Here is a 21,456-nt window from a genome sequence, read left to right as displayed (position 1 = left end):
CGGGTCCCTTCTCGAAAGGATGGGTCAGGTCTCGGAACGGGACTCCATGGAGTCGCGCAGGCCGTCGCCGACGAAGTTGATCGCGAGTACGGCGAGCAGGATCAGCAGGCCCGGCGGGATCCAGATCCACGGCTGGCTGGACAGCACAGTGATCGACTGCGCCTCGCTCAGCATGTTTCCCCAGCTCGCAGCCGGCGGGCGGACGCCCATCCCGAGGAAGCTCAGGCCGGACTCGAGGATGATCGCCTGGGCGACGCCGAACGTCGCGTTCACGACGATCGGCGACAACGCGTTCGGCAGGATGTGCCGGAACAGGATCCGCGGCGTGCGGTACCCGAGCGCGACCGCGGCCTGCACGTAGTCGCTGCCCTTGATCGACAGCACACTGCCGCGGACCAGCCGGCCGATCATCGGCCAGGCCAGTGCGCCGATCACCGCGATGATGGTGAGCAGGCTCGGCCCGAGCACGCTGACCAGGATCAGGATCACCATGAAGTACGGGAACGACATGAACACGTCGGTGATCCGCATGATCACCTGGTCCACCCAGCCGCCGTAGTACCCGGCGAGCAGACCGAGCAGGACGCCGATCACGACGTACACGACGACCGCCCCGACGCCGACGCTCATCGACACCCGGGCGCCGTAGATCAGCCGGCTGAGCACGTCCCGCCCGACCGAGTCGGTGCCGAGCAGATGCGCGCCCGACGGCGACGACTCGAACTTGTCGAAGATCCGGTTCGGGTCGTGCGGCGCCAGGAGCGGCGCCAGCGCGGCCATCAGCACCATCAGGACGACGACCACCAGCCCGGCGACCGCCAGCCGGTGCCGCCGGAACCGCCGGATCATCAGCCGGGTGGACGACTGGCCGGTCTCGGGCTCGAGCCGCTTATGCATAGGCAACCCTCGGGTCCACCACCGCGTAGGCGATGTCGGTGAGCAGGTTGGCGGTGAACACGGCGATCGCCGCGATCAGGTTGATGCCCATCAGTACGGCGTAGTCGCGGGCGCCGATCGACTGGATGGTCAGCAGCCCGATCCCGGGCCACTGGAAGATCTGCTCGGTCACGATCGCGCCGCCGATCAGGGCGGACAGATCGATCCCGATCACCGTCACGACCGGGATCAGCGCGTTCCGCAGTGCGTGCTTGTTGGTGATGACCGACGCGGCGAGGCCCTTCGCCTTCGCGGTCCGGATGTAGTCCTGGCCGAAGGCGTCGATCATGCTCGACCGGACGTACCGGACCATGCCGGCCGCGACCGCGGTGGCGAGCACGACGACCGGCAGGACGAGATGCGACACCCGGTCGGCGAACCCGCCCCCGCGTCCCAGCGTCACCATGCCGCCGGTCGGGAACCAGCCGAGGGTGAGTGCGAAGACGTAGATCATCGCCAGGCCGAGGAAGAAGTGCGGCACCGAGATGCCGAGGAACGACGCTCCGACGACGCCGTAGTCGGCGGCCGTGTTGCGCCGCGGGGCCGCGAAGATCCCGATCGGTATCGCGACCAGGTAGGCGACGACGAGCGACGTACCCATCAACAGCAGGGTCGGGCCGATCCGGTCGGCGATCAGCTGGGTGACTGGCTCGCGGTTCTGGAACGAGACGCCGAGGTTGCCGTGCAGCAACTGGGTGAGCCAGTTGAGGTATTGAACGAAGACGGGCTTGTCCAGCCCAAGCGCGGCCTCGGTGCGGGCGACGTCCTCGGGGGTCGCGGTCGGGGAGAGGTACAGGTCGGCCGGGCTGCCAGGCGCGAGGTTGATGATCAGGAAGTTGATCAGGGTGACGCCGAGCAAGACCGGGATTCCGATCAGGATGCGCCGGATCAGGTAGGAGATCATCAGCTCGCCTCCTGGGCCAGCGGGAAGTGGCAGGCCACCTGATGCCTGGCACCTCCCGCGGCGTTCAGGGACGGACTCTCGGTCCGGCAGATGTCCTGTGCATACGGGCAGCGGGTGTGGAACACGCAGCCGGGCGGAGGATTCGCCGGGCTCGGCACGTCGCCCTCGACGATGATCCGCTCCCGGTCGCGCAGCCGCGGGTCGGGCTCGGGATAGGCGTCGAGCAGGATCTCGGTGTAGGGATGCTTCGGCCGGGCGAAGATCTCCGCGGTGGTCGCGGTCTCCATCACCTTGCCGAGGTACATCACCACGATCCGGTCGCTGATGTACTTGATCGCGCCGAGCCCGTGGCTGATGAACACGTAGGTCAGGCCGAACTCGCCCTGCAGATCCTTGAGCAGGTTCAGGACCTGGGCCTGGATCGAGACGTCGAGGGCGGACACCGGCTCGTCGCAGACGATGAGCCTCGGTTCGAGCATCAGCGCCCGCGCGATGCCGACCCGTTGCCGCATCCCGCCGGAGAGCTCGTGCGGGTAGCGGTCGAGGGAGAGCTTCGGGAGCCCGACGGCGGCCAGCATCTCGGCGGCCTTCGCCCGCGCGCCGGCGCGATCGAGACGCTTGTGCGCGATCAACGGCTCGGCCAGTAGGTCGCCGATCCGGATCTGCGGATTCAGCGACGAGTACGGATCCTGGAACACCATCTGCAACTCGGTCCGCAACCGCCGCATCCTCGCGGTCGACAGCGTCGCGATGTCGGTCCCGTCGAACAGCACCGAGCCCGAGGTCGGCGGCTCCAGCCGTACGACGGCACGCCCGGTGGTGCTCTTCCCACATCCGGACTCACCGACGATGCCCACCGTTTCGCCTGGGTACACGTCGAAGCTCACGCCGTCGACGGCGCGTACGTGGCCGACCGTCCGGGCGATGACACCTTTGCGGATCGGGTAGTACCGCCGGAGGTCTCGCACCTGCAGCAAGGGGGTGATGTTTTCGACGGCCGTCATGCCGACACCGCCGTTCCGGTTTCGTCGTACAGCCAGCAGCGGACCGAGTGCGCGCCGCCCTCGCCGAGTGGGCGGAGCTCTGGCAGTTCCGTCGTACAGCGGTCCATCGCCTGTGGGCATCGCTCCCGGAAGCGGCAGCCGGTCGGTAGCTGCAGCAAGCTCGGGACGGAACCAGAGATCGGGGTGAGCCGATCCCCGGCCGGGGTGGTGATGTGCGGGATCGACTTCAGCAGCGCAACCGTGTACGGGTGCTTCGGCTGGTCGAACAGCGTGTAGACGTCGGTCTCCTCGACGACCTGCCCGGCGTACATCACCGCGACCCGGTCCGCCATCTCTGCGACCACGCCGAGGTCGTGGGTGATGAAGATCGTCGCCGTACCGGTTTCCGCGCTCAGCTCCCGCATCAACCGCAGGATCTGCGCCTGGATCGTCACGTCCAGGGCCGTCGTCGGCTCGTCCGCGATGATCAGCTTGGGCCGGCAGCTCAGCGCCATCGCGATCATCACCCGCTGCCGCATCCCGCCGGACAGCCGGTGCGGATGGTCGTCGACGACCGCGCCCGCCCGCGGGATGCCGACCTTCTCCAGCAGCTCGATCGCCCGTTGGCGGGCGTCCGCCTTGGTCAGCCCGAGATGCAGGATCATCGTCTCGGCCAGCTGGTCGCCGATGGTCAGCACCGGATTCAGCGACGTCATCGGCTCCTGGAAGATCATCGCGATCGCGTGCCCGCGGATCCGGCGCAGCTCCGGCTCCGGCAGCCCGGCGAGATCCTGGCCCTCGAACAGCACGGAGCCATCGGTGACCCGGCCGTTCGCGGCCAGCAGCCCCATGATCGACAGCGCGGAGACCGACTTCCCGCTGCCGGACTCGCCGACCAGGCACAACGTCTCCCCGGCCGCCACGGTGAAGCCGACTCCGTCCACCGGCGTGACCGGACCCTGGTCGGTCGTGAACTCGGTCCTCAGGCCGTCGACCCGGAGCAGAGTGGAAGCAGTGACAGCGGGCGTAACTGACAAGCGATCCTCCGTGGGGCGTCGAAGAACTCACTGGCCGGAGCCGGCATTTCTGGCTCTGGACATTGGATACTGTCATCCGCGCACTCAGGATGCTCCTCCCTCCGCGCAATCGATCAAATCCTTGTCATGACATCGCAGGGAACTTGCGTGACGGCCGTGACGCATGCGGGGATTTTGAGTTGTGGACGACGTAGATTTCCTGCTGGTTAACGCCCTGCAGCACCGCCCGCGCGCGAGCTGGTCCCAGCTCGAGGCGATCGTCGGCGGTGATGCGTCGACGCTGTCGCGCCGCTGGAGCCGGCTCGTCGACGGCGGCCTCGTCTGGAGCTCGTGCTTCGCGGTGAGCCCAGGCGATCCGGACCGCCCGGACGGGCGCTTCGACTCTGTGGCGCACCCGTTGACCGGCGTCCTCGCGCTGGTCGAGGTGTACTGCACCGCGGGCAGCCGCGAGAGCGTCATCGCCGGTATCGCCAAGACACCGTCGGTGCTGACCGTCGAGTGCACGTCCGGCGGGCCTGACCTGATCCTGACCTTGTCCTGCCCGTCGGTCGCCGAGGTCGATGCCTACGTCGCCACCGAGCTGGCCGCGGACCCCGGCATACGGCAGACGCGGACCCACTTCACGCGCACGTTCTTCAAAGAAGGAACGAGCTGGCGGCCCGGCATTCTCAGCGAACGTCAGATCAAGGCCCTGCAGGCGTTTCCCGCGACCGGTATCGACGCTCCGGCGGTGCCGACGCGCCTGCACGAGCTCGTCATCAACGGTCTCGCGGGCGACGTTCGCCGATCCGCGACCTCGATCGCCGACGAGATCGGCCGGAGCGTCGCTACCGTCACGCGGGCGATCGGTCAGATCCTGCACGCGCCCTGGGCCCGCACCCGGGTCGACTTCGCCCACAACCTCGTCGGCTACAACGCGTCGGTGATGGTGTGGTTCAGCGTGCCGCATCATCAGCTGGAGATGGTCGGTGCCGGCCTCGCGCTGATGCCGGAGACCCGGATGTGCTGCTCGGTGGTCAACCGCGCCAATCTGGCCGTCACCTTCTGGCTCCGCAGCCTGCGTGATCTCGATGCCGTCGAAACCAAGATCGCCCGCGCCTTTCCGACCGCGCGAACCGAGGAACGCTGGCTCCTTCCACGCTTTCCCAAGCGCCTGGGGCACACCCTCACCCCGAGCGGCCACCATGCCGCTTTTGTCCCACCGACCCACCCTCTGACCGCGGGACCGGCCCGTTAGTGGTTCGGGGTGTAGGTGAGGATGACGACACCGTTGCCGACATCCGTCACGTCGGCGAGGGCCAGTTGGGTCGGCGAGATTCCCGCGAGGAGGCTTTCTCCGGAGCCGGCGACGAAGGGATGGACCCAGAGCCGGAGTTCGTCGAGTAGGCCTGCTTCAACCAGGGCGCGGCTGAAGGAACCTGTGCCGTACTTCAGCAGCGTCCCCTCGCGGGACTTCTTGAGTTCGGCGACCGCCTCGACGGCGTTGCCGGGCAGGACCTCGGTGTTCCAGGTCGCCTCGGTCAGCGTGCGCGACGCCACGTACTTCGGGAGTGGGTTGATCAGGTCGGCCAGTTCACCGGACCGCTCAGGCCACGACGCGGAGAAGACGTCGTACGTCTGCCGGCCGAGCAGCAACGCATCGGCGCTCTCCAGCAACGCTCCGGCGTGCTGGTTGTGAGCGTCGCCCTGGAAACCTTGCTGAGCGCCCCAGAACGCATCGCCGGTCACCATGCCGTCCAGTGAGATGTACGTCGATTCGATGAGCCTCATGGCGACGGAAGCTACCGGCCCGGCTCAGGGCCCGTCTTGTACCGAAGCGCAGCGAACCCACGCGTGCCTTCAGCCGCACCTCAGAGCCCAAGGATCACACTGCCTCGGGACACCTCGGCGGGAGTGTGTCCGATGAACCGCCGAAGTGATCGGGTCAGATGGGGCTGGTCGTAGTACCCCGCCTCCACCGCCACTTCCGCGATCGTCCGGCCCGCGTGCAGCATCCGGACAGCGCGCCTGGCGCGTTCGATCAGTTCCAGCGTGCGAAGCGGCAGGCCGACAGCTCGCACGAACCGGCTCTGTGCCGTCCGCGCCGGCATCGCACGGGAGCCGCCATACCGCATCTCTTCGATCATGGGGTCGACCCGTAGCAGTCCCTCCTTCCGGAGCCGATCGATGAACACGTCGATGTTCTGCGGCGTCGGCATTTCCCACGCGCGGCCGTCCAGCAGGATGCGACCGTCCGGCAGCATAGGCAGCACCGAGTCACGCAGGTTCGTCAACCGCCCCGGCGGGAACATGGGCAGATACGTGCCGATCCGGAAGTCGGCGCCGAAGTACTCCGAGTCCGCCGAACACACCATGGTCGTTGCCTTCGTCGCCGGACCGCGGAGGTGCACGGCCCAGGTCCCACTGATCCGCGCGAATCCGATCCCTGCGGTCACCGATGCCAGCGAACTGAAGGCGGTCGGGCTGTCGCACTCCGCCGACCAGATCTGCGTCAGCGGCCCCACTGGTCCACTGACGATGTGACTGTCCAGCCCCATGGACGCCAGTGAAACAGAATTCCCCGACGCGCGTCACCCGGTCACGGCGCCGGCTACCCATGTCTTTCCAGCGATTGCGCGGATGGTGGCGATCTGTGGGTGTGGGCGGGGTGGAGGTGGATTGTGGATGAAGGGCCGGCAGTTGATCGCCGGGCTGCTGAGGCGGGGCTTGGGGGAGCCACGCCGGAGAGCGCTGCCTCGTGAGGGGACGGGATGCGGCGGGTGGGAGGTGGAAGCGCGCAGGGGTCGGGCTGAGTGAAGGCGTAGGTGGCTTCTGCGGTGTGCGTTTCGTGGTGGAGGTGGGCCAGGAGTTGGTGAGCGGTGTCCAGGGAGTTGGTGGTGGCCATGTCTGGGGGAGAGAGTTCGTAGGTTTCCAGATGGGCGAGTCCGGAGCGGAGGATCGACTCCAGCCGGGATCGGGTATCGGCGCCGGACGGTTCGAGGTCGGGGAGACGGGTGGAGTTGTAGACGAGGTCGAGCAGGGCCGGGAACTGGCCGGCGGCGGTTTGGCGGTTGAGGACGCTGAGGGTTTCGCCGGGCGGGAAGCCGTTGCGGGTGTCCAGGTCGGTGGTGATCTCGCGCACGGCGGGGACGAAGGCGGCGTAGTACCCGTCGGAGCGGACGGAATCGATGCCAGGGGCAACCTTGTCGATGCCTAGTCGGTGGATGAAGTCGTCGAGGTGGTCCTGCGCCCAGGCTTCGGTGACGCCTTCCTCCAGTTGCCGGCTACCGAGTTTCGTGAAGGCTTCGCGGGCTGCTTCCTGGGTGGCGTCGTCCGGGCCGAGGAAGTGCGCATGCTCGTGGAGCAGGGTGGCCAGGGACTCGCGGTAGGCGATGAGCGTCGGAGTCGGACGTATCGCGCCCGCGTGTTCGTAGAGGTGTCGGAGTGGGTCGACGATCGACTCGCGGTCGAGGTAGAGGGTGCCGTCCCAGTGGGCGAGGCCGAGCATGGTGCTGGAGGACTCGACGATGTGACCGTTCCAGGCGGAGCGGCCCGCGCCGGCGAGCGCGCGAGCTGTCTCCCCGCTCATCGCCAGCAGTTCGAGGACCGAGGTCGGGTGCGGCCCGACCGCTGTCGTCGTCACGAGCGGAACGCGGTCGCGAGCCGGGTGAGTGAGTCGGCGGTGCGGCGAATCCGTACGCGATCGTTCGGGTCCTCGGCCTGCGCCGCGAGCCGGCCGAGTTCGGCAATCAGCCAGTCGGCGCGTGCCTGCCGCTCAGCTTGTGCGTGCGGGGTGGCGTTGGTCGGCGTACCGATCGAATGCTCCATGAGATGTCCTCCCGAGTCGTGAAGTCGGCGGAGAACATACGGAGATCACCCCCCAATCCAGCAGCCCACTTTGAAACTGTGGATAACCGGCGCTTGTGATCTGCAGCTCGACAGGATGTGTCGGGTGGTCGGGTAGTGCACCTGAGCGTGAACGCGCGCCTGCGTACACCGTCTCGCCGGTGCTCTACCTGTCGAGCTTGCACATCACACGGCCCGCGACACATGACCGCATGCCTGCAACGCAACAGCCACACCTCTGGCCAGACGGCTGGTTATCCAGCTCTTGTGTTGCATGTGTGGGTGGGTTGGGCTGATCCGGCGCCTTCCTGACCGGCGGGGCGGCGGTGGGGGGTGGGGACAGACGCTGGTGACCAGGGACAGGCAATACCAGGTCCCGACCCACCACTACCTGTCGCGCGACTCCGGATTCGGGCTGATCACCACCCGCACGTTGGACAGGAGAGCCGGAGATCCCCTCGTGTGCGGGAGCCTCGTCGCGCGCGGTCGGGGCCAGCCGGTGGGGCGGACCGGGCGGTGCATGCCGCGTGCGGTGCGGTGCGGTGCGTGCGGTGCGGTGCGTGCGGTGCGGTGCGGTGCGTGCGGTGCGGTGCGGTGCGGTGCGTGCGGTGCGGTGCGTGCGGTGCGGTGCGGTGCGTGCGGTGCGTGCGGTGCGGTGGAGGCTGGAGATAGGGCGTGCGGTTGGGCGGGGGATTAGAAGAGTGTTGGTGGCTCGGGTTCGAGGGGCTCGGGGAGAGGGGGGAGCGTGGGGACGGCCGCCGCCACGGTTGTGTGGAAGTGGCGGGCGAGGTTGAGGGCCTCGGTGTTGTCGGGGGTGTGTAGGAAGATCGTGGGCGAGCGGCCTTCGGAGAGCCAGGTGACGACCAGTTCGACGAGGTAGGACCAGCCGGCGATGGTCTCGTCCACGGAGTCGCGACCGATGTAGCGGACGATCGGATGGCCGGTCAGCGCGCGGGTGCGGCGGGCGACGCGCGGCTTGTTCATCCAGGCGTCGCGCTCGGCGAGGCTGGTCGGGCGGCGGGCGAACAGCGTGCCGGTGTCGAACGGGATCCACTCCGCGTTCGCCCGCGCGAGCACGCGTTCGAGGTTGCCAGCGGCGCGGGGATCGTAGAAGAAGTCGCGGTGCCGGACTTCCACGGCGTACCGGTGTTCGCGCGGCGCCTGGTGGAGGAACGCGGCGAGGGCGCCGAGGTCGGTCGGTGCGAACGCGGCCGGGAGCTGGATCCAGACCGCGTGATTGCGCGGGCCGAGCGGCTCGATCGCGGCGAGGAAGTTGCGGAGTTCGGCGTCGACGTTGTTGAGGCGGCGTTCATGAGTGATGACCTGCGGCAGCTTCACCACGAACCGGAAGTCGGGCGGCGTCTGCGCGGCCCAGTTCTCGACGGCCGACCGCGACGGAGTCGCGTAGAAGGTCGTGTTGCTCTCCACTGCGTTGCACCACGAGGCGTACGAGCGCAGCTTGTCCCGCGAAGGTTGCGGCCACGCGGCGTGAGTCCACTGCGCACAACCGACGTACAGCGGCATGCTCACAACCTCCGGACGTACTGGCGGCAGACATGCACGCGGGAGAAACGCTCACGCATGGAGGCCTCTTCGGAGATCGGCGCGTGCATGAAAGCCGTCACCAACTGGCCCGGTGCCTCGAAGCCGGCGGCGTCGTCCTGCGAAGACTTGTAGACATGGAGATAGCGGTAGTTCTCCGTGAACCCCGACCGCTGATACCAGTCGTTCGCCGGCGCATCCCCGCGCGTCCAAGCATCCAGTACGTCGCCCTGAAGCCGAGGAAGAACCGCCTCCAGCAGCCGTGTGGCCAGGCCGTGGCGTTGGTGATCGGGATGTATCGCGAGTACGTCGATGGTGGCGCGATCCGGGAAGATCTCGACGTCGATCAGGCCGATCACCGTGTCGTTGTCGACGGCCACGAGCCGGTGCGCCGGGTTGTCGAAGACCGGGCGTTGCGTCACGACGTCGTCGTAGTACTCGGTTCCGAAGAAGCTCAGCAGGCGGCAGCGCAGCCAGGTGGCGGCGTCGGTGTCGCGGTAGTCACGGATCTCGGTCATCCGGCGCCATGATGGCACGCCGCCCCGACACCCGGGAGGGGTGTCGGGGCGGCTCTTACTGCCTAGGTCAGCGCTCGACTTCGCCGCGGATGAACTTCTCCACGAGGTCGCGGCAGACGTCGTCGGCGTACTGCTCCGGCGGCGACTTCATGAAGTACGACGACGCGGACAGGATCGGGCCGCCGATGCCGCGGTCCTTGGCGATCTTCACGGCGCGGATCGCGTCGATGATGATGCCGGCCGAGTTCGGCGAGTCCCAGACCTCGAGCTTGTACTCCAGCGACAGCGGTACGTCGCCGAAGTTGCGGCCCTCGAGCCGGATGAACGCCCACTTGCGGTCGTCCAGCCAGGCCACGTAGTCGGACGGGCCGATGTGCACGTTGCGGGGGTCGATCTCGTCGCGCAGCTGCGAGGTGACGGACTGGGTCTTGCTGATCTTCTTGGACTCCAGACGCTCCCGCTCGAGCATGTTCTTGAAGTCCATGTTGCCGCCGACGTTCAGCTGGTACGTGCGGTCCACGGTGACGCCGCGGTCCTCGAACAGCTTGGTCAGCACCCGGTGCGTGATGGTCGCACCGATCTGCGACTTGATGTCGTCGCCGACGATCGGCACCCCGGCCGCGGTGAACTTGTCGGCCCACTCCTTGGTGCCGGCGATGAACACCGGCAGCGCGTTCACGAACGCGACACCCGCGTCGATCGCGCACTGCGCGTAGAACTTGGCCGCCTGCTCCGAACCCACCGGCAGGTAGCAGACCAGCACGTCGACCTGCGCCTCACGCAGAGTCGCAACGACGTCGACGGGGTCGGCGTCGGACTCGGTGATGGTCTCGCGGTAGTACTTGCCGAGGCCGTCGAGGGTGTGACCGCGCTGGACCGTGACGCCGGTCGGCGGCACGTCGCAGATCTTGATCGTGTTGTTCTCGCTGGCGCCGATCGCGTCGGCGAGGTCCAGGCCGACCTTCTTGCCGTCGACGTCGAACGCGGCCACGAACTCCACGTCCCGGACGTGGTAGTCGCCGAACTGGACGTGCATCAGACCGGGGACGCGCTCATCGGGCTTCGCGTCACGGTAGTAGTGCACGCCCTGGACGAGCGAGCTTGCGCAGTTGCCGACGCCGACGATCGCTACGCGAATCGAGGTCATCTGGAATCTCCTTGGGTAGGCGGGTGGTGCTGGTCAGGGGGCCGCTGTTGCCGCCGCTCGCCGTCGATCAGCTCGTTCAGCCAGCGGACCTCGCGCTCGGCCGACTCCAGGCCGTGCCGTTGCAGCTCGAGGGTGTAGGCGTCGACCCGCTCCGCCGTCCGGCTCATCGCCGCCCGGAAGTTGGCCAGTCGCTCCTCCATCCGGGCCCTGCGGCCCTCGAGGATGCGCAACCGGGTGGCCGGATCGGTCCGGCCGAAGAACGAGAAGCGGACGCCGAACGTGTCGTCCTCCCAGGCCGACGGGCCGGCTTCGTGCATCGCCTGCGCGAAGTAGTCCTTGCCGTCGGCGGTGATCGTGTACACGATCTTGGGCCTGCGACCCGACTCCGGCGTTCCGGGGTCGGACGTGATCAGCCCGTTGCGGAGCATCGCCTTCAGACACGGGTACAGCGAACCGAACGACAGCACGCGTCCCCAGCCGAACTGGGCGTTGACGCGCTTGCGGAGCTCGTAACCGTGCATCGGCGCTTCGTGCAGCAGACCGAGTACGGCGAGCTCCAGGACCCCACTGCGGTTTCCCATGAGCCACCTCCCTCGGTCTAGTTTGTCATGACGTGATGTATCGGTTCGATACATCGTGCCGCCACTGTAAGCAGAGCCGGTGGCTGTGGACAACTCTTGACAAACCCGACCTTTGTCACCTTCGCCGAGCGGCACGCCCAGGAATCCTGTTACGTCAGACGCCGATCTGCGTTAATCGAATGACACTCAGCGTCGTAGCCCGGGAGCGGACGGTAATGACCGACAGTCATGGGAAGCACGCCAAGTCCGACGTGGAAGCCGAGGGTGCACTCGCCCGGCTGGCGCTGCGGTTCACCGCTTTCACCGAGAAGTGGTTGCCGGACGCATTCGGGTTCGTCCTGGTCGGCACGTTCGTGGTGCTGTTGTTCGGGCTCGTCACCGGTGAGCCGCTGCTGAAGCGCCCCGACGACCCGGCCGCGACCAAGGGCTTCGGAATGATCGATGCCTGGGGCATCGGGTTCTGGTCGCTGATCACGTTCACCCTGCAGATGGCGATGATCATCATCGGCGGGTACGCCGTCGCCACGAGCGGACCGATCGCGCGCTTGATCACCCGGCTGGCGCGGATCCCGAGGAGTCCGCGGAGCGCGGTCGCTTTCGTCGCCGCGGTCGCGATGCTGGCGTCGTACCTGAACTGGGCGTTCAGCCTGATCTTCGCGGCGATCCTGGCGCGGGAGGTGGCGCGGAACGTGCCGAAGGCGGACTACCGCGCGCTCGGTGCGATGGCGTTCCTCGGACTCGGGACCGTGTGGGCGCAGGGGCTGTCCGGTTCGGCGGCGCTGCAGGTGGCGAGTGCGAGCAGCAGTCCGGCGCCGGTGCAGGAGGTGATCAAGGCCGGCGGTCATGCCAGCGGCCTCATCCCGCTCAGCGACACGATCTTCACTTGGCAGGCGCTCGTCGCGACGTTGATCGTGTACGCCGTCGGCGTCGGGATGGCGTGGTTCATCGCGCCGGGAGAGGGCAACGCGCGGACCGCGGAGCAGATCGGGATCGAACTCAAACCGCTCATCGGCCGCGGGTCGCCGTACAACGGCCAGCGGGACGAGACCGAGAAGCGCAGGCCGGGTGACTGGCTCGAGCACTCGCCGTTGTTCAGTCTGCTGATCGTCCTGCTCGGCGCGATCTACTTGGTCCGCTACTTCAGCGGAAAGAGCTTCTTCAACGCGCTCGACCTCAATACGGTCAACCTGATCCTGTTCCTACTCGCGATGCTCCTGCACTGGCGGCCATGGCGGATGGCGCGTGCGGTGCGCGACGGTGCGCCCGCGGCAGCCGGCGTACTCCTCCAGTTCCCCTTGTACGGCGGGATTTTCGGGATGATCGCCTACACCGGGATCTCCGCGCGGCTGGCCGGCTGGTTGGTGCAGGCGAGCAACCAGTTCCTGTTCCCGCCGCTGGTCGCGATCTACTCGTGCATCCTCGGCATCTTCGTCCCGAGCGGCGGCAGCAAGTGGGTGATCGAGGCGCCGTACGTGCTGCAGGCCGCCAACGAACTGAAGGTCGACGCGGGCTGGATGGTCGTCGTGTACGACCTCGGCGAGGCGAGCGCGAACCTGCTGCAACCGTTCTGGATGCTGCCGACGCTCGCCATCCTCGGCCTCAAGGCGCGCGACATCATGGGCTACACGTTCACGATGTTCCTGGCCTGTTTCCCGGCCGCGCTGATCGCCGTGACATTGCTCGCACCGCACGTCACGGGGTAACCGTTTTCACCGACTTTGGGCCCGGCTGGACCGGCTTGCTAGCATCCGGAGCGGATTCGGGCCTGTTACCACACCCACCGTAGTCTGTGGGGCAATGACTTCAGCGAGATCGTCGAGGATTGCACAGTGAGTGAAGCTCGTAGGAAGGCCGCCCCGCCGCCCCGGCGCAAGAAGCACTGGGCGCTCCGGGTGCTCGGCTGGCTCGCCGCACTTCTCTTCCTTGGCATCATCGCTTCGGTCGCGGCCTTCTTCGTCGTCTACCAGACGACCAAGATCCCGGACCCGAACAAGGAGTTCGCCACCAACACGACCACGGTGAGCTACTCCGACGGCGGTCAGCCGCTCGGCTCCTTCTTCGAGCAGAACCGGCACACGGTGCCACTGGCCCAGATCCCGAAGCACGTCCAGGACTCGGTGATCGCGGCCGAGGACCGCACATTCTGGACAAACCCTGGCATCTCGCCGCAGGGCATGGTGCGCGCGGCCTGGAACATCGCGCAGGGCGAGCAACTGCAAGGTGGCTCCACGATCACCCAGCAGTACGTGAAGGTCATGTACCTGACCCAGGAGCGGACCGTCTCCCGGAAGCTCCAGGAACTTTTCATCGCGACCAAGCTCGGCCGGCAGCAGGACAAGAGCAAGACCCTCGAGGGCTATCTCAACACGATCTACTTCGGTGAGGGGGCCTACGGCATCTCCGCCGCAGGCGACGCCTACTTCAAGCAGCCGGATCCGCGGAAGCTGACGGTCCCGCAGACGGCGCTGTTGGCGACTGTTCTGAACAACCCAAGTCTGTTCGACGTCGACGACGACGATCCGCGGACCAAGAAGCGGATCATCAACAGGTACCAGTACGTGCTGGACGGCATGCAGCAGATGGGGACGATCACCCCGGCCCAGGAAGCGAAGTACGCCAACAAGTTGCCGGCGCTCGATCCGAAGGAGAAGAACAGCCGCTACCAGGGTCCGAAGGGCTACCTGCTGGACATGGCCCGCAAGGAACTGCTGCAACGCGGCTTCACCGAGGATCAGATCAGCGGCGGCGGTCTCAAGGTCACGACCACCTTCAACTACAGCCAGCAGAAGAAGATGATCGTCGCGGCCCAGCAGGAGCTGCCGGACAAACGCGACAACCTCCATGTCGGGATGGCCACGGTGCAGCCGGGCACCGGGGCGCTGCTGGCGATGTACGGCGGGCCGGACTACCTGAAGAGTCAGCTGAACTGGGCGACCACGAAGGCACGACCAGGATCGGGGTTCAAGCCCTTCGCGCTGGCCGCGGCGCTGAAGGACGGCAAGAGCATCTACGACATCTTCCAAGGTGACAGCCCGATCAAGATCCAGGGCCAGAAACTCGGCAACGAGTTCAACCGCGACTACGGCGACGTCACCCTCCTGAAGGCCACCGAGCAGTCGATCAACACCGCCTTCTACGACTTGGTCGACAACCAGATGGACGACGGTCCGAACAAGCTCGTCGACGCCGCCGAGGCCGCCGGCATCCCGAAGACGAAGGCCCTCGAAACCGGCCGGCACAATCCGTCTACCGTGCTCGGTCCGGATCCGTATGCATCCGCGGTCGACATGGCGGAGGCCTACGCGACGTTCGCGGCGGACGGCGTGTATGCCCCGCTGCACGTCATCAAGGAGGTCAAGGGCCCGGACGGCAAGGTGCTGTGGAGCGAGAAGAGCCTGGACAAGCAGAAGAAGCAGGCTTTCGACCAGAACATCGCGCGGACCGTGAACTACGTCCTGCAGGACGTGGTCACGAAGGGCACCGGAACTGGCGCCAAGGATCTGGACCGTGCGGTGGCCGGCAAGACGGGTACCGCGGGTGGTGTGGCGGTCGAGGACCGTGCGGAGAACAAGGCGTGTGACGGCTGCAAGGAGGGCTCGGCGACGCTGACCTCGTGGTGGACCGGGTATACCCCAGAACTGTCCACAGCCGTGGTGTACAGAGCCGGGAAGACCGGTGAGTCGGACCTCGACCCGTACTCCGACGACAAGGCGTTCTTCGGCGGGAACTGGCCACTGAAGACCTGGCTGGCGTTCATGAAGCCGGCCCTCGACGGCGTGCCCGACGCGGAGTTCCCGGAACCGAGCGAGGACACAATCAAGGACACGTCGACTCCGACGTACACCCCACCCCCGAGCACCCCGCCGACCACGCCGCCGACTACTCCGCCGCCGAGCACGCCTCCGCCCAGCACCCCGCCCCCGAACACGCCGACCAATACCCCGACGAACACCCCGACCAAGACCAAGCCGACGAAGACGACGACGACCCCGGTCATCCCGACCTTGCCGACCGGTGGGCCGACGACGAAACCCACGGACACGCCGAGAACACCCGGCGGCGGTCAGTAGTCGCGGTCGGCTCTCCGGTGCGTGGTACCCGAATAGGGGACGATGGGGGCGTGACTCGGGCGGACTGTGGCGTGCGGCGGTGGTGGCGTGTTTGAGCGCTCGGCTGCCGGTGAGCCCAGGCCTGGGCGGGCTCGGCGAGCCCGGGTCGACGGGGTTGGCTGGAAGCGTTGGATGCCGACGCCGCCGGCTCGGGAGGTGCTCGGGTGGTGGATGGTCACCCGGGTCGCGCTGTTCGTGCTGTCGCTCTCCGCGCCGCTCATGTTCAACCGGGGCAGCGACTACCCGAACGTGTGGAAGGCCTGGCTGCAGTGGGACGTCTGGCACCTGCAGGCGGTCGCCCAGTTCGGCTACAACCACGGTGAGCCGTCCGGTGCGCCGCTCGCCGCGTTCTTCCCCGGCTTCCCGTTGCTGGTCCGGCTGGTCAGCTACACAGGCATCGGCTACGTTGCCGCGGGCATCGTGGTGTCGGCAGTCGCCAGCGCCGTGGCGGGCGTGTACCTCGCGCGCCTGGCGCAGTACGAGTTCCCGGAGCTGAAGGGCATCGGGCCGAACGCCGCCATGATCTGGTACGGCGCCCCGGTCGGAGTGTTCCTCGCCGCCGGGTACACCGAGGCGCTGTTCTGCGCCTTCGCGTTCCCCGCCTGGCTGGCCGCGCGGCAGGGGCGCTGGGCACGCGCCGCCGTCTTCGTCGCGCTGGCGTCCACAGTGCGGGTGTCCGGGCTCTTCCTGATCTTCGCGCTGCTCGTCGAGTTCGTCACCTCGAAGAAGCGTGACTGGCTGTCGCTGCCGTGGCTGGCGTTGCCCTTCGTGCCGGTGCTCGGCTTCATGGCGTACCTGAAGCAGATCCACGGCTCCTGGTTCGCCTGGCAGGACGCGCAGGAGAAGGGCTGGGCGCGGGAGTTTACCTGGCCGTGGATCTCGCTGATGCACACGTTCGAGGCCGCGAGCAAGGGCCACTTCCCGGCGGACCGCAGCGACTGGACCTGGATGTTCCGAGCCGAACTGGTCACGCTGTTCGTCGGACTGGTGCTGCTCGCCTGGCTGTTCTGGCGCCGCTCCTGGGGTGAGGCAGCCTGGGTCGCCGCCACGATCGGTGCGTTCTGTACGTCGTTCTGGATCTACTCACTCACCCGGGCCACCCTGCTGATGTGGCCGCTGTGGATCGGCCTCGCGGTCCTGGCCAGACGCAGACCGTGGATCGGCCGCCTCTACCTGGCCGTGGCGATACCCCTGGCGGCCATCTGGGCGGCCGGCTTCTTCACCGGCCGCTGGTCGGGCTGAGTAGTTCTGCTCAGGCACTGGACCCGTCGCGTACTTACCGTGGTCCCATGGAAGCCCGGACGATCGGCAGGGTCGCCCTGCAGGCGGTCTTCGTCGGCGTGATGGCAGGCGTCGCCTACGCGCTGATGCGTCAGTTCGGTGCGCCGCTGTGCCCGCCGACCGGGGTGAGCTGCGCCGTGGAGAGCGGTGGTGCGCTGTTCGCCGTACAGCTCGGGGGTGTGGCGACGGCGCTGGCGCTCCCTGTGCTGGCGCTGCGGGCCGGTCTTGGGTGGGTGTTCGCGGTCGCCGCGACGGCCGGAGTGCTGGCCGTGAACCTGGTCTGGTTCCTGTCATTGTCCGGCATGTGGACAGTTCTGGGCTGAGGCAACCCTCGGGACGGTTCGAGCGTCGTTAGGGATGAAGGGGTGGCAGTCCGGGCGGGGACCGCCACCCCTCCTTACTTCCATGCAATGCGCCGGCGGAACCTCTCAGGGGCAGGCTCCGCCGGGTGACCACATCGAGGGCGACGGCACCGGCCGTCGCCCTCGCGTCATGCTTAGGTCCTAGCCGTAGTTGCGGTCGATCGACTGGGACGGAGTCGGGCTCGGCTTGGTCTCGGCGACGCGCTTGTCGCTCGGGTGCGTGCCGGTCTCGACGCCCTTCAGCGTGCCGAGCAGTTCGATCTCGGACAGCGTCACGCCGTCGGCGCCCGCCGCAGGGGCGAGCACCAGCCGGTATTGCGTGTACGCCTTGGGCGCGCTGATGGTGAAGGACCTCGTGTACGACGCCCACGCCCAGCTCTCCCCGGTACGGCGGTCGACTGTCGTCCACGTCGTACCGTCGTTCGAGCCCTCCAGTGTCCACGCCGACGGAGCTGTGCCGGTCGCACCGCTTGTGAGCGTGTACATGCCGACCGGACGACCCTGTGGCAGGGCGACCGTGACTGTCGGCTGGGCACCGGTCAGCGTGACCTGTGTCTTCGAGTCGTTGTCGATCAGCGCGGAGACGTCCGCGCCACCCGCACCGATCACGGCGCCGGTGTCAGAGGTCGAGTCCCGCCAGGTCGTCGGGTCCTCACCCGGCTTGGTGATCGACGGCGGGGCATCGTTACGGCCGGTGCCCCACTTGGTCGGCTGGTCGGTCATCTCGAACTCGATCTTGCCGCCGTTCGCGATCAGGTCGTGCGGCAACGCGGTCGAGCTCCAGTTCTTGCCGTTGACGCGAACGCTCTTCACATAGACGTTGCGAGAGGAGTTCTGCGGTGCGCTGATCACCAGCTTCTTGCCGCCGGCCAGCTGGACCGTCGCCTTGGTGAACAGCGGAGAGCCGATCGCGTACGACGGTGAACCGACCTGCAACGGGTAGAGGCCGAGCGAGCTGAACAGGTACCACGCCGACATCTCGCCGTTGTCCTCATCGCCCGGGTACCCCTGCCCGATCTCCGAGCCGGTGTACAACCGCGACAACGCCTCACGTACGAGAGCCTGCGTCTTCCACGGCTGCCCCGCCACGTCGTACATGTAGGTGATGTGGTGCGACGGCTGGTTGCTGTGGCCGTACTGCCCCATCCGGACGTCACGCGCCTCGAGCATCTCGTGGATCGTGCCGCCGTACCCGCCGGTGTGCAACGCGTCTTCCGGCGTACTGAAGAACTCGTCGAGCTTCTTCGCCAGACCGTCCCGGCCGCCGTAGATCGCGGCCAGGCCGGCCCCGTCCTGGGGCGTGGAGAACGCCATGTTCCACGCGTTCGTCTCGGTGTAGTCGTGGCCCCAGTCGCGCGGGTCGAAGGTGCTCGGGGAGTTGCCCCAGACACCGTCCGGGCCCTTGCCCTGGAAGAAGCCGACCGTCGGGTCGTAGAGCGTGACGTAGTTGCGGGCCCGGTTCAGGAAGTACTTGTAGTTGTCCAGGTACTCCTGCTTGCGCGGGTCGTTCTTCTTCGCCTTGTCGTACAGGGCCTTCGACATGTTCGCGATGCCGTAGTCGTTGATGTAGCCGTCCATCGACCAGCTGAAGCCCTCACCGGTGGTGTTGGCCGTGTAGCCGTTGAACGTGGACAGGTCCATGCCCTTGCGGCCGACGTTCTGCGACGGCGGTACGACGGACGCGTTCTTGACCGCCGCGTCGTACATCGCCTGGATGTCGATCCCCTTGATGCCCTTGAGGTACGCGTCCGCGAAGGCGACGTCGGACGACGTACCGACCATCAGGTTCGCGTAGCCGGGGGAGGACCAGCGGGAGATCCAGCCGCCGTCCTTGTACTGCTGGACGAATCCGTTGACCAGATCCGCCGCCTCGTCCTGTGCGAACAGCGAGTACGCCGGCCACACCGTGCGGTACGTGTCCCAGAACCCGTTGTTCACGTACGTCTGGCCGGCCACGATCTTCGAACCGGTCGTGGTCGGGGTGTCGGTGCCCACCTTCGGCGAGGTCGGCGACGCGTAGGTGATGACCGGCTTGTCCTTGGTTCCGGTGTTCTCGGAGCCGTTGTTCGGGTAGAGGAACAGCCGGTAGAGGTTCGAGTACAGCGTGGTCAGCTGGTCGGCCGTCGCACCCTCGACCTCGATCGTCCGCAGCTTGGTGTCCCACGCGGCCTGCGCGGCATCCTTGACCTTGCCGAACTTCGATCCCGCGGGAAGCTCCAGCTCCAGGTTCTTGCGAGCCTGCTCGGTGCCGATCAGCGACGTGGCGAGCCGCAGCTGTACCTGGGTGGTCTTGGCGTCGAAGGTGTAGTACCCGCCGACGTTCGCGCCACCGCCGTCGGACAGCTTGCCCGAGGCAATCACCTTCTGGTCCACGACGCCGTACACGAAGAGCCGGCCAGCGCCGGTGGACAGGCCGCTCTTGATGTCGCTGTATCCCGTGACCACGCCGGTCGCCGGGTCGAGCGTCAGCCCGCCGCTGTTGTTCACGTTGTCGAAGATCAGCGACGCCTTGCCGGCCGGGAAGCTGAACCGCAGCATCGCGGCGTGGTCGGTCGGCGCGATCTCGGCCGCGTTGCCGTTGTCGAACGTGACGCCGTAGTAGTACGGACGGGCGATCTCGTTGTCGTGGCTGAACGACCAGGCACGAGCCTTCCGGTCCGCGGTCGGGGTGGCGGCCGTGGACGGCATCACCTGGAACGTCTGCCGGTCACCCATCCACGGGCTCGGCTCGTGACTGATCGACAGCGCCTGCATGGTCGGCTTGTTCGCCTCGTTGTTGCCCTTGGCGTAGTCGTACAGCCAGGACGTGGATCCGGCGTTCGTCACCGGCGTCCAGAAGTTGAAGCCGTGCGGTACGGCGGTCGCCGGGAAATTGTTGCCCCGCGAGAAACCGCCGGTGGCGTTCGTGCCGCGGGTGGTCAGCGCGAGGTCCGACGGGTGCTTGGCCGCGGTCTTCTGCGCCGCGCGGTCCGGGTTGATGGCCGCGGCGATCCGGACGTCGTCGATCCAGCCGCGGAACTCGGCCGGCCCGGACGGCTTGTCGTACCCGACCAGGATCCGCTTGATCGTCTTGCCGGCGGCAACCTTGCCGAGGTCGGCCTCGACGTTGTTCCACTGGTTCGTGTAGAGCGCCTTGGAGTCGCCCTGGCCGCGTGGGCTGAGCTCGAAGCCGTGGTGGTCCTTGGCCTTCAGATCGCTCAGGTAGGTGCCGTCGGAGAACGCCAGGTCGAGCGCGGCGTACGTGCTCGGGTAGCTGAGATCGCCCTCGACGTGCTCCGGGAAGATCTTGTACGAGATGCGGGTGTCCTTGCCCACCTTCAGGTCGACGTCGGACACCTTGTTCCACGTGTACCCACGGCCCTCGGCGTCCTGGTGCCCGGCGTACCGGAAGGACTTGACGCCGGTGAAGCCGACGCGGGCACGAGCGTTGTAGGCGCTGGTCGGTCCGGAGTCGAGGCGCGACTCGGCGACCGGGCCGGGTGGCGGCAGCGGGGCGCCGTTCGACAGGTACCAGTCGGCTAGCTGGACGATGTTCTCGCCGTGGTTCAGCGTGATGTCCAGCTTGAAGTACGTGTACGCCGTGTCGTTGGCGAAGCTGTACTCCTTGGTCTGGAACCGGTTCTCGAAGCTCTGACCGGTCTGGGTGTCCAGCGTGGTCCACGTGGTGCCGTCGTTCGAACCTGAGATGGTCCAGTTCTGCGGGTCGCGGCCATCCGCGTCGTTCGCCGAGGTCAGCGCGTACTTCTTGATCACCACCGGGGCCGAGGTCTGGTAGACCAGCCAGCCGGTCGGCTCGAACACCAGCCACTTGGTGAACTTGTCACCGTCGGCGACGTTCGTGGCGATCTCGCCGCCACCGGTGTTCTCGCCGTTCGCGGTTACCTTGGTGACCTTGTCCATCTCCCTGCCGCCGATCCCGGTCGGCGTCGGGCCGCGGACCCCGTCGGTGCGCGGTTTCCCGTCCGGGCCGGTCTCGACGGCGTCGGTGTAGCCCGGCTGCGGCTGGCCTGGCTCGAACGAGGTGAAGTACGACGAACCGCTGATCACCGGCTGCTCCGAGGCAGCAGATGACGTGGCATGGGCTGGCGTCATGGCAACAGACATTGTCACAACCAGCGTGAGAGACGTGACGAGCCCCAGTGGGCGGCGGAGATTCATCGACGCTCCTTGCACATCCGGCCGGCACGACGGGACGGCCCCCATCCACCGGTGTAGGTACGCGGCCCCGATG

General features: G+C 67.2%; 18 protein-coding genes. 5 read left to right on the top strand and 13 right to left on the bottom strand.

All coding sequences use genetic code 11. The features are described 5' to 3' along the window. Window positions 1–24: 24 nt before the first annotated feature. Genes opp4C through OHB24_RS10750 form a run of 4 tightly spaced genes read right to left on the bottom strand, consistent with a single transcriptional unit; the run spans window position 25 to window position 3,860 of the window. Window positions 25–897, bottom strand: coding sequence for an oligopeptide ABC transporter permease (gene opp4C / locus OHB24_RS10765; RefSeq protein ID WP_327638826.1), 873 nt, complete (start codon window positions 895–897; stop codon window positions 25–27). After that, complete coding sequence (locus OHB24_RS10760; RefSeq protein ID WP_327638825.1) at window positions 890–1,840, bottom strand: ABC transporter permease; 951 nt, start codon at window positions 1,838–1,840, stop codon at window positions 890–892. The genes opp4C and OHB24_RS10760 overlap by 8 nt, the downstream gene beginning before the upstream one ends. Then, window positions 1,840–2,844 carry an ABC transporter ATP-binding protein gene (locus OHB24_RS10755; RefSeq protein WP_327638824.1) on the bottom strand — a complete coding sequence of 335 codons (1,005 nt, stop codon included), beginning with the start codon at window positions 2,842–2,844 and terminating at the stop codon, window positions 1,840–1,842. Before OHB24_RS10755 ends, OHB24_RS10760 begins: the two co-directional genes overlap by 1 nt. Beyond that, window positions 2,841–3,860: an ABC transporter ATP-binding protein gene (locus tag OHB24_RS10750; RefSeq protein ID WP_327638823.1), complete on the bottom strand. Its 1,020-nt coding sequence runs from the start codon at window positions 3,858–3,860 to the stop codon at window positions 2,841–2,843. Before OHB24_RS10750 ends, OHB24_RS10755 begins: the two co-directional genes overlap by 4 nt. Window positions 3,861–4,041: 181 nt before the next feature. On the opposite strand from OHB24_RS10750, the gene OHB24_RS10745 reads away from it, so the two are divergent. Beyond that, the gene (locus OHB24_RS10745; RefSeq protein WP_327638822.1) at window positions 4,042–5,097 is read left to right on the top strand and encodes an Lrp/AsnC family transcriptional regulator; all 1,056 of its coding nucleotides are present in this window, start codon (window positions 4,042–4,044) and stop codon (window positions 5,095–5,097) included. On the opposite strand, the gene OHB24_RS10740 is transcribed toward OHB24_RS10745, so the two are convergent. The 8 genes from OHB24_RS10740 to OHB24_RS10705 all read right to left on the bottom strand — a co-directional run bounded on the left by OHB24_RS10740 (window position 5,094) and on the right by OHB24_RS10705 (window position 11,473). Then, window positions 5,094–5,630: a dihydrofolate reductase family protein gene (locus OHB24_RS10740; RefSeq protein ID WP_327638821.1), complete on the bottom strand. Its 537-nt coding sequence runs from the start codon at window positions 5,628–5,630 to the stop codon at window positions 5,094–5,096. The genes OHB24_RS10745 and OHB24_RS10740 overlap by 4 nt on opposite strands. A gap of 80 nt (window positions 5,631–5,710) precedes the next feature. Next, entirely contained in the window at window positions 5,711–6,397 is a 687-nt protein-coding gene (locus tag OHB24_RS10735; protein ID WP_327638820.1) for a helix-turn-helix domain-containing protein, read from the bottom strand. A 53-nt stretch (window positions 6,398–6,450) separates the two neighbouring features. Then, window positions 6,451–7,482 carry a hypothetical protein gene (locus tag OHB24_RS10730; protein ID WP_327638819.1) on the bottom strand — a complete coding sequence of 344 codons (1,032 nt, stop codon included), beginning with the start codon at window positions 7,480–7,482 and terminating at the stop codon, window positions 6,451–6,453. Further along, window positions 7,479–7,667, bottom strand: coding sequence for a hypothetical protein (locus OHB24_RS10725; protein ID WP_327638818.1), 189 nt, complete (start codon window positions 7,665–7,667; stop codon window positions 7,479–7,481). The genes OHB24_RS10730 and OHB24_RS10725 overlap by 4 nt, the downstream gene beginning before the upstream one ends. 711 nt (window positions 7,668–8,378) lie before the next feature. Further along, a complete protein-coding gene (locus OHB24_RS10720; RefSeq protein WP_327638817.1) occupies window positions 8,379–9,209 on the bottom strand; it encodes a DUF72 domain-containing protein in 831 nt (276 codons plus the stop codon). Between the two features lie 2 nt (window positions 9,210–9,211). Next, a complete protein-coding gene (locus tag OHB24_RS10715; protein ID WP_327638816.1) occupies window positions 9,212–9,745 on the bottom strand; it encodes a GNAT family N-acetyltransferase in 534 nt (177 codons plus the stop codon). Window positions 9,746–9,812: 67 nt separating this feature from the next. Continuing rightward, the gene (locus OHB24_RS10710) at window positions 9,813–10,892 is read right to left on the bottom strand and encodes an inositol-3-phosphate synthase (protein ID WP_327638815.1); all 1,080 of its coding nucleotides are present in this window, start codon (window positions 10,890–10,892) and stop codon (window positions 9,813–9,815) included. Next, window positions 10,889–11,473, bottom strand: a complete 585-nt coding sequence (locus OHB24_RS10705; RefSeq protein WP_327638814.1) for a PadR family transcriptional regulator — start codon at window positions 11,471–11,473, stop codon at window positions 10,889–10,891. The genes OHB24_RS10710 and OHB24_RS10705 overlap by 4 nt, the downstream gene beginning before the upstream one ends. 215 nt (window positions 11,474–11,688) lie before the next feature. Here OHB24_RS10705 and OHB24_RS10700 point away from each other — a divergent pair, with 215 nt between their 5' ends. The 4 genes from OHB24_RS10700 to OHB24_RS10685 all read left to right on the top strand — a co-directional run bounded on the left by OHB24_RS10700 (window position 11,689) and on the right by OHB24_RS10685 (window position 17,186). Next, window positions 11,689–13,176: a short-chain fatty acid transporter gene (locus OHB24_RS10700; protein WP_327638813.1), complete on the top strand. Its 1,488-nt coding sequence runs from the start codon at window positions 11,689–11,691 to the stop codon at window positions 13,174–13,176. A 126-nt stretch (window positions 13,177–13,302) separates the two neighbouring features. Beyond that, entirely contained in the window at window positions 13,303–15,543 is a 2,241-nt protein-coding gene (locus OHB24_RS10695; RefSeq protein ID WP_327638812.1) for a transglycosylase domain-containing protein, read from the top strand. 171 nt (window positions 15,544–15,714) lie between these two features. Further along, window positions 15,715–16,824 carry a mannosyltransferase family protein gene (locus OHB24_RS10690; RefSeq protein ID WP_327638811.1) on the top strand — a complete coding sequence of 370 codons (1,110 nt, stop codon included), beginning with the start codon at window positions 15,715–15,717 and terminating at the stop codon, window positions 16,822–16,824. Between the two features lie 47 nt (window positions 16,825–16,871). Then, entirely contained in the window at window positions 16,872–17,186 is a 315-nt protein-coding gene (locus OHB24_RS10685; protein WP_130386418.1) for a hypothetical protein, read from the top strand. Between the two features lie 180 nt (window positions 17,187–17,366). Here OHB24_RS10685 and OHB24_RS10680 read toward each other — a convergent pair whose 3' ends face one another. Then, a complete protein-coding gene (locus OHB24_RS10680; protein WP_327638810.1) occupies window positions 17,367–21,317 on the bottom strand; it encodes a GH92 family glycosyl hydrolase in 3,951 nt (1,316 codons plus the stop codon). Window positions 21,318–21,456 lie beyond the last annotated feature (139 nt).

The organism is Kribbella sp. NBC_00482, from assembly GCF_036013725.1.
Taxonomy (GTDB): domain Bacteria; phylum Actinomycetota; class Actinomycetes; order Propionibacteriales; family Kribbellaceae; genus Kribbella.
This window is presented reverse-complemented; position numbering and strand designations above follow the sequence as displayed.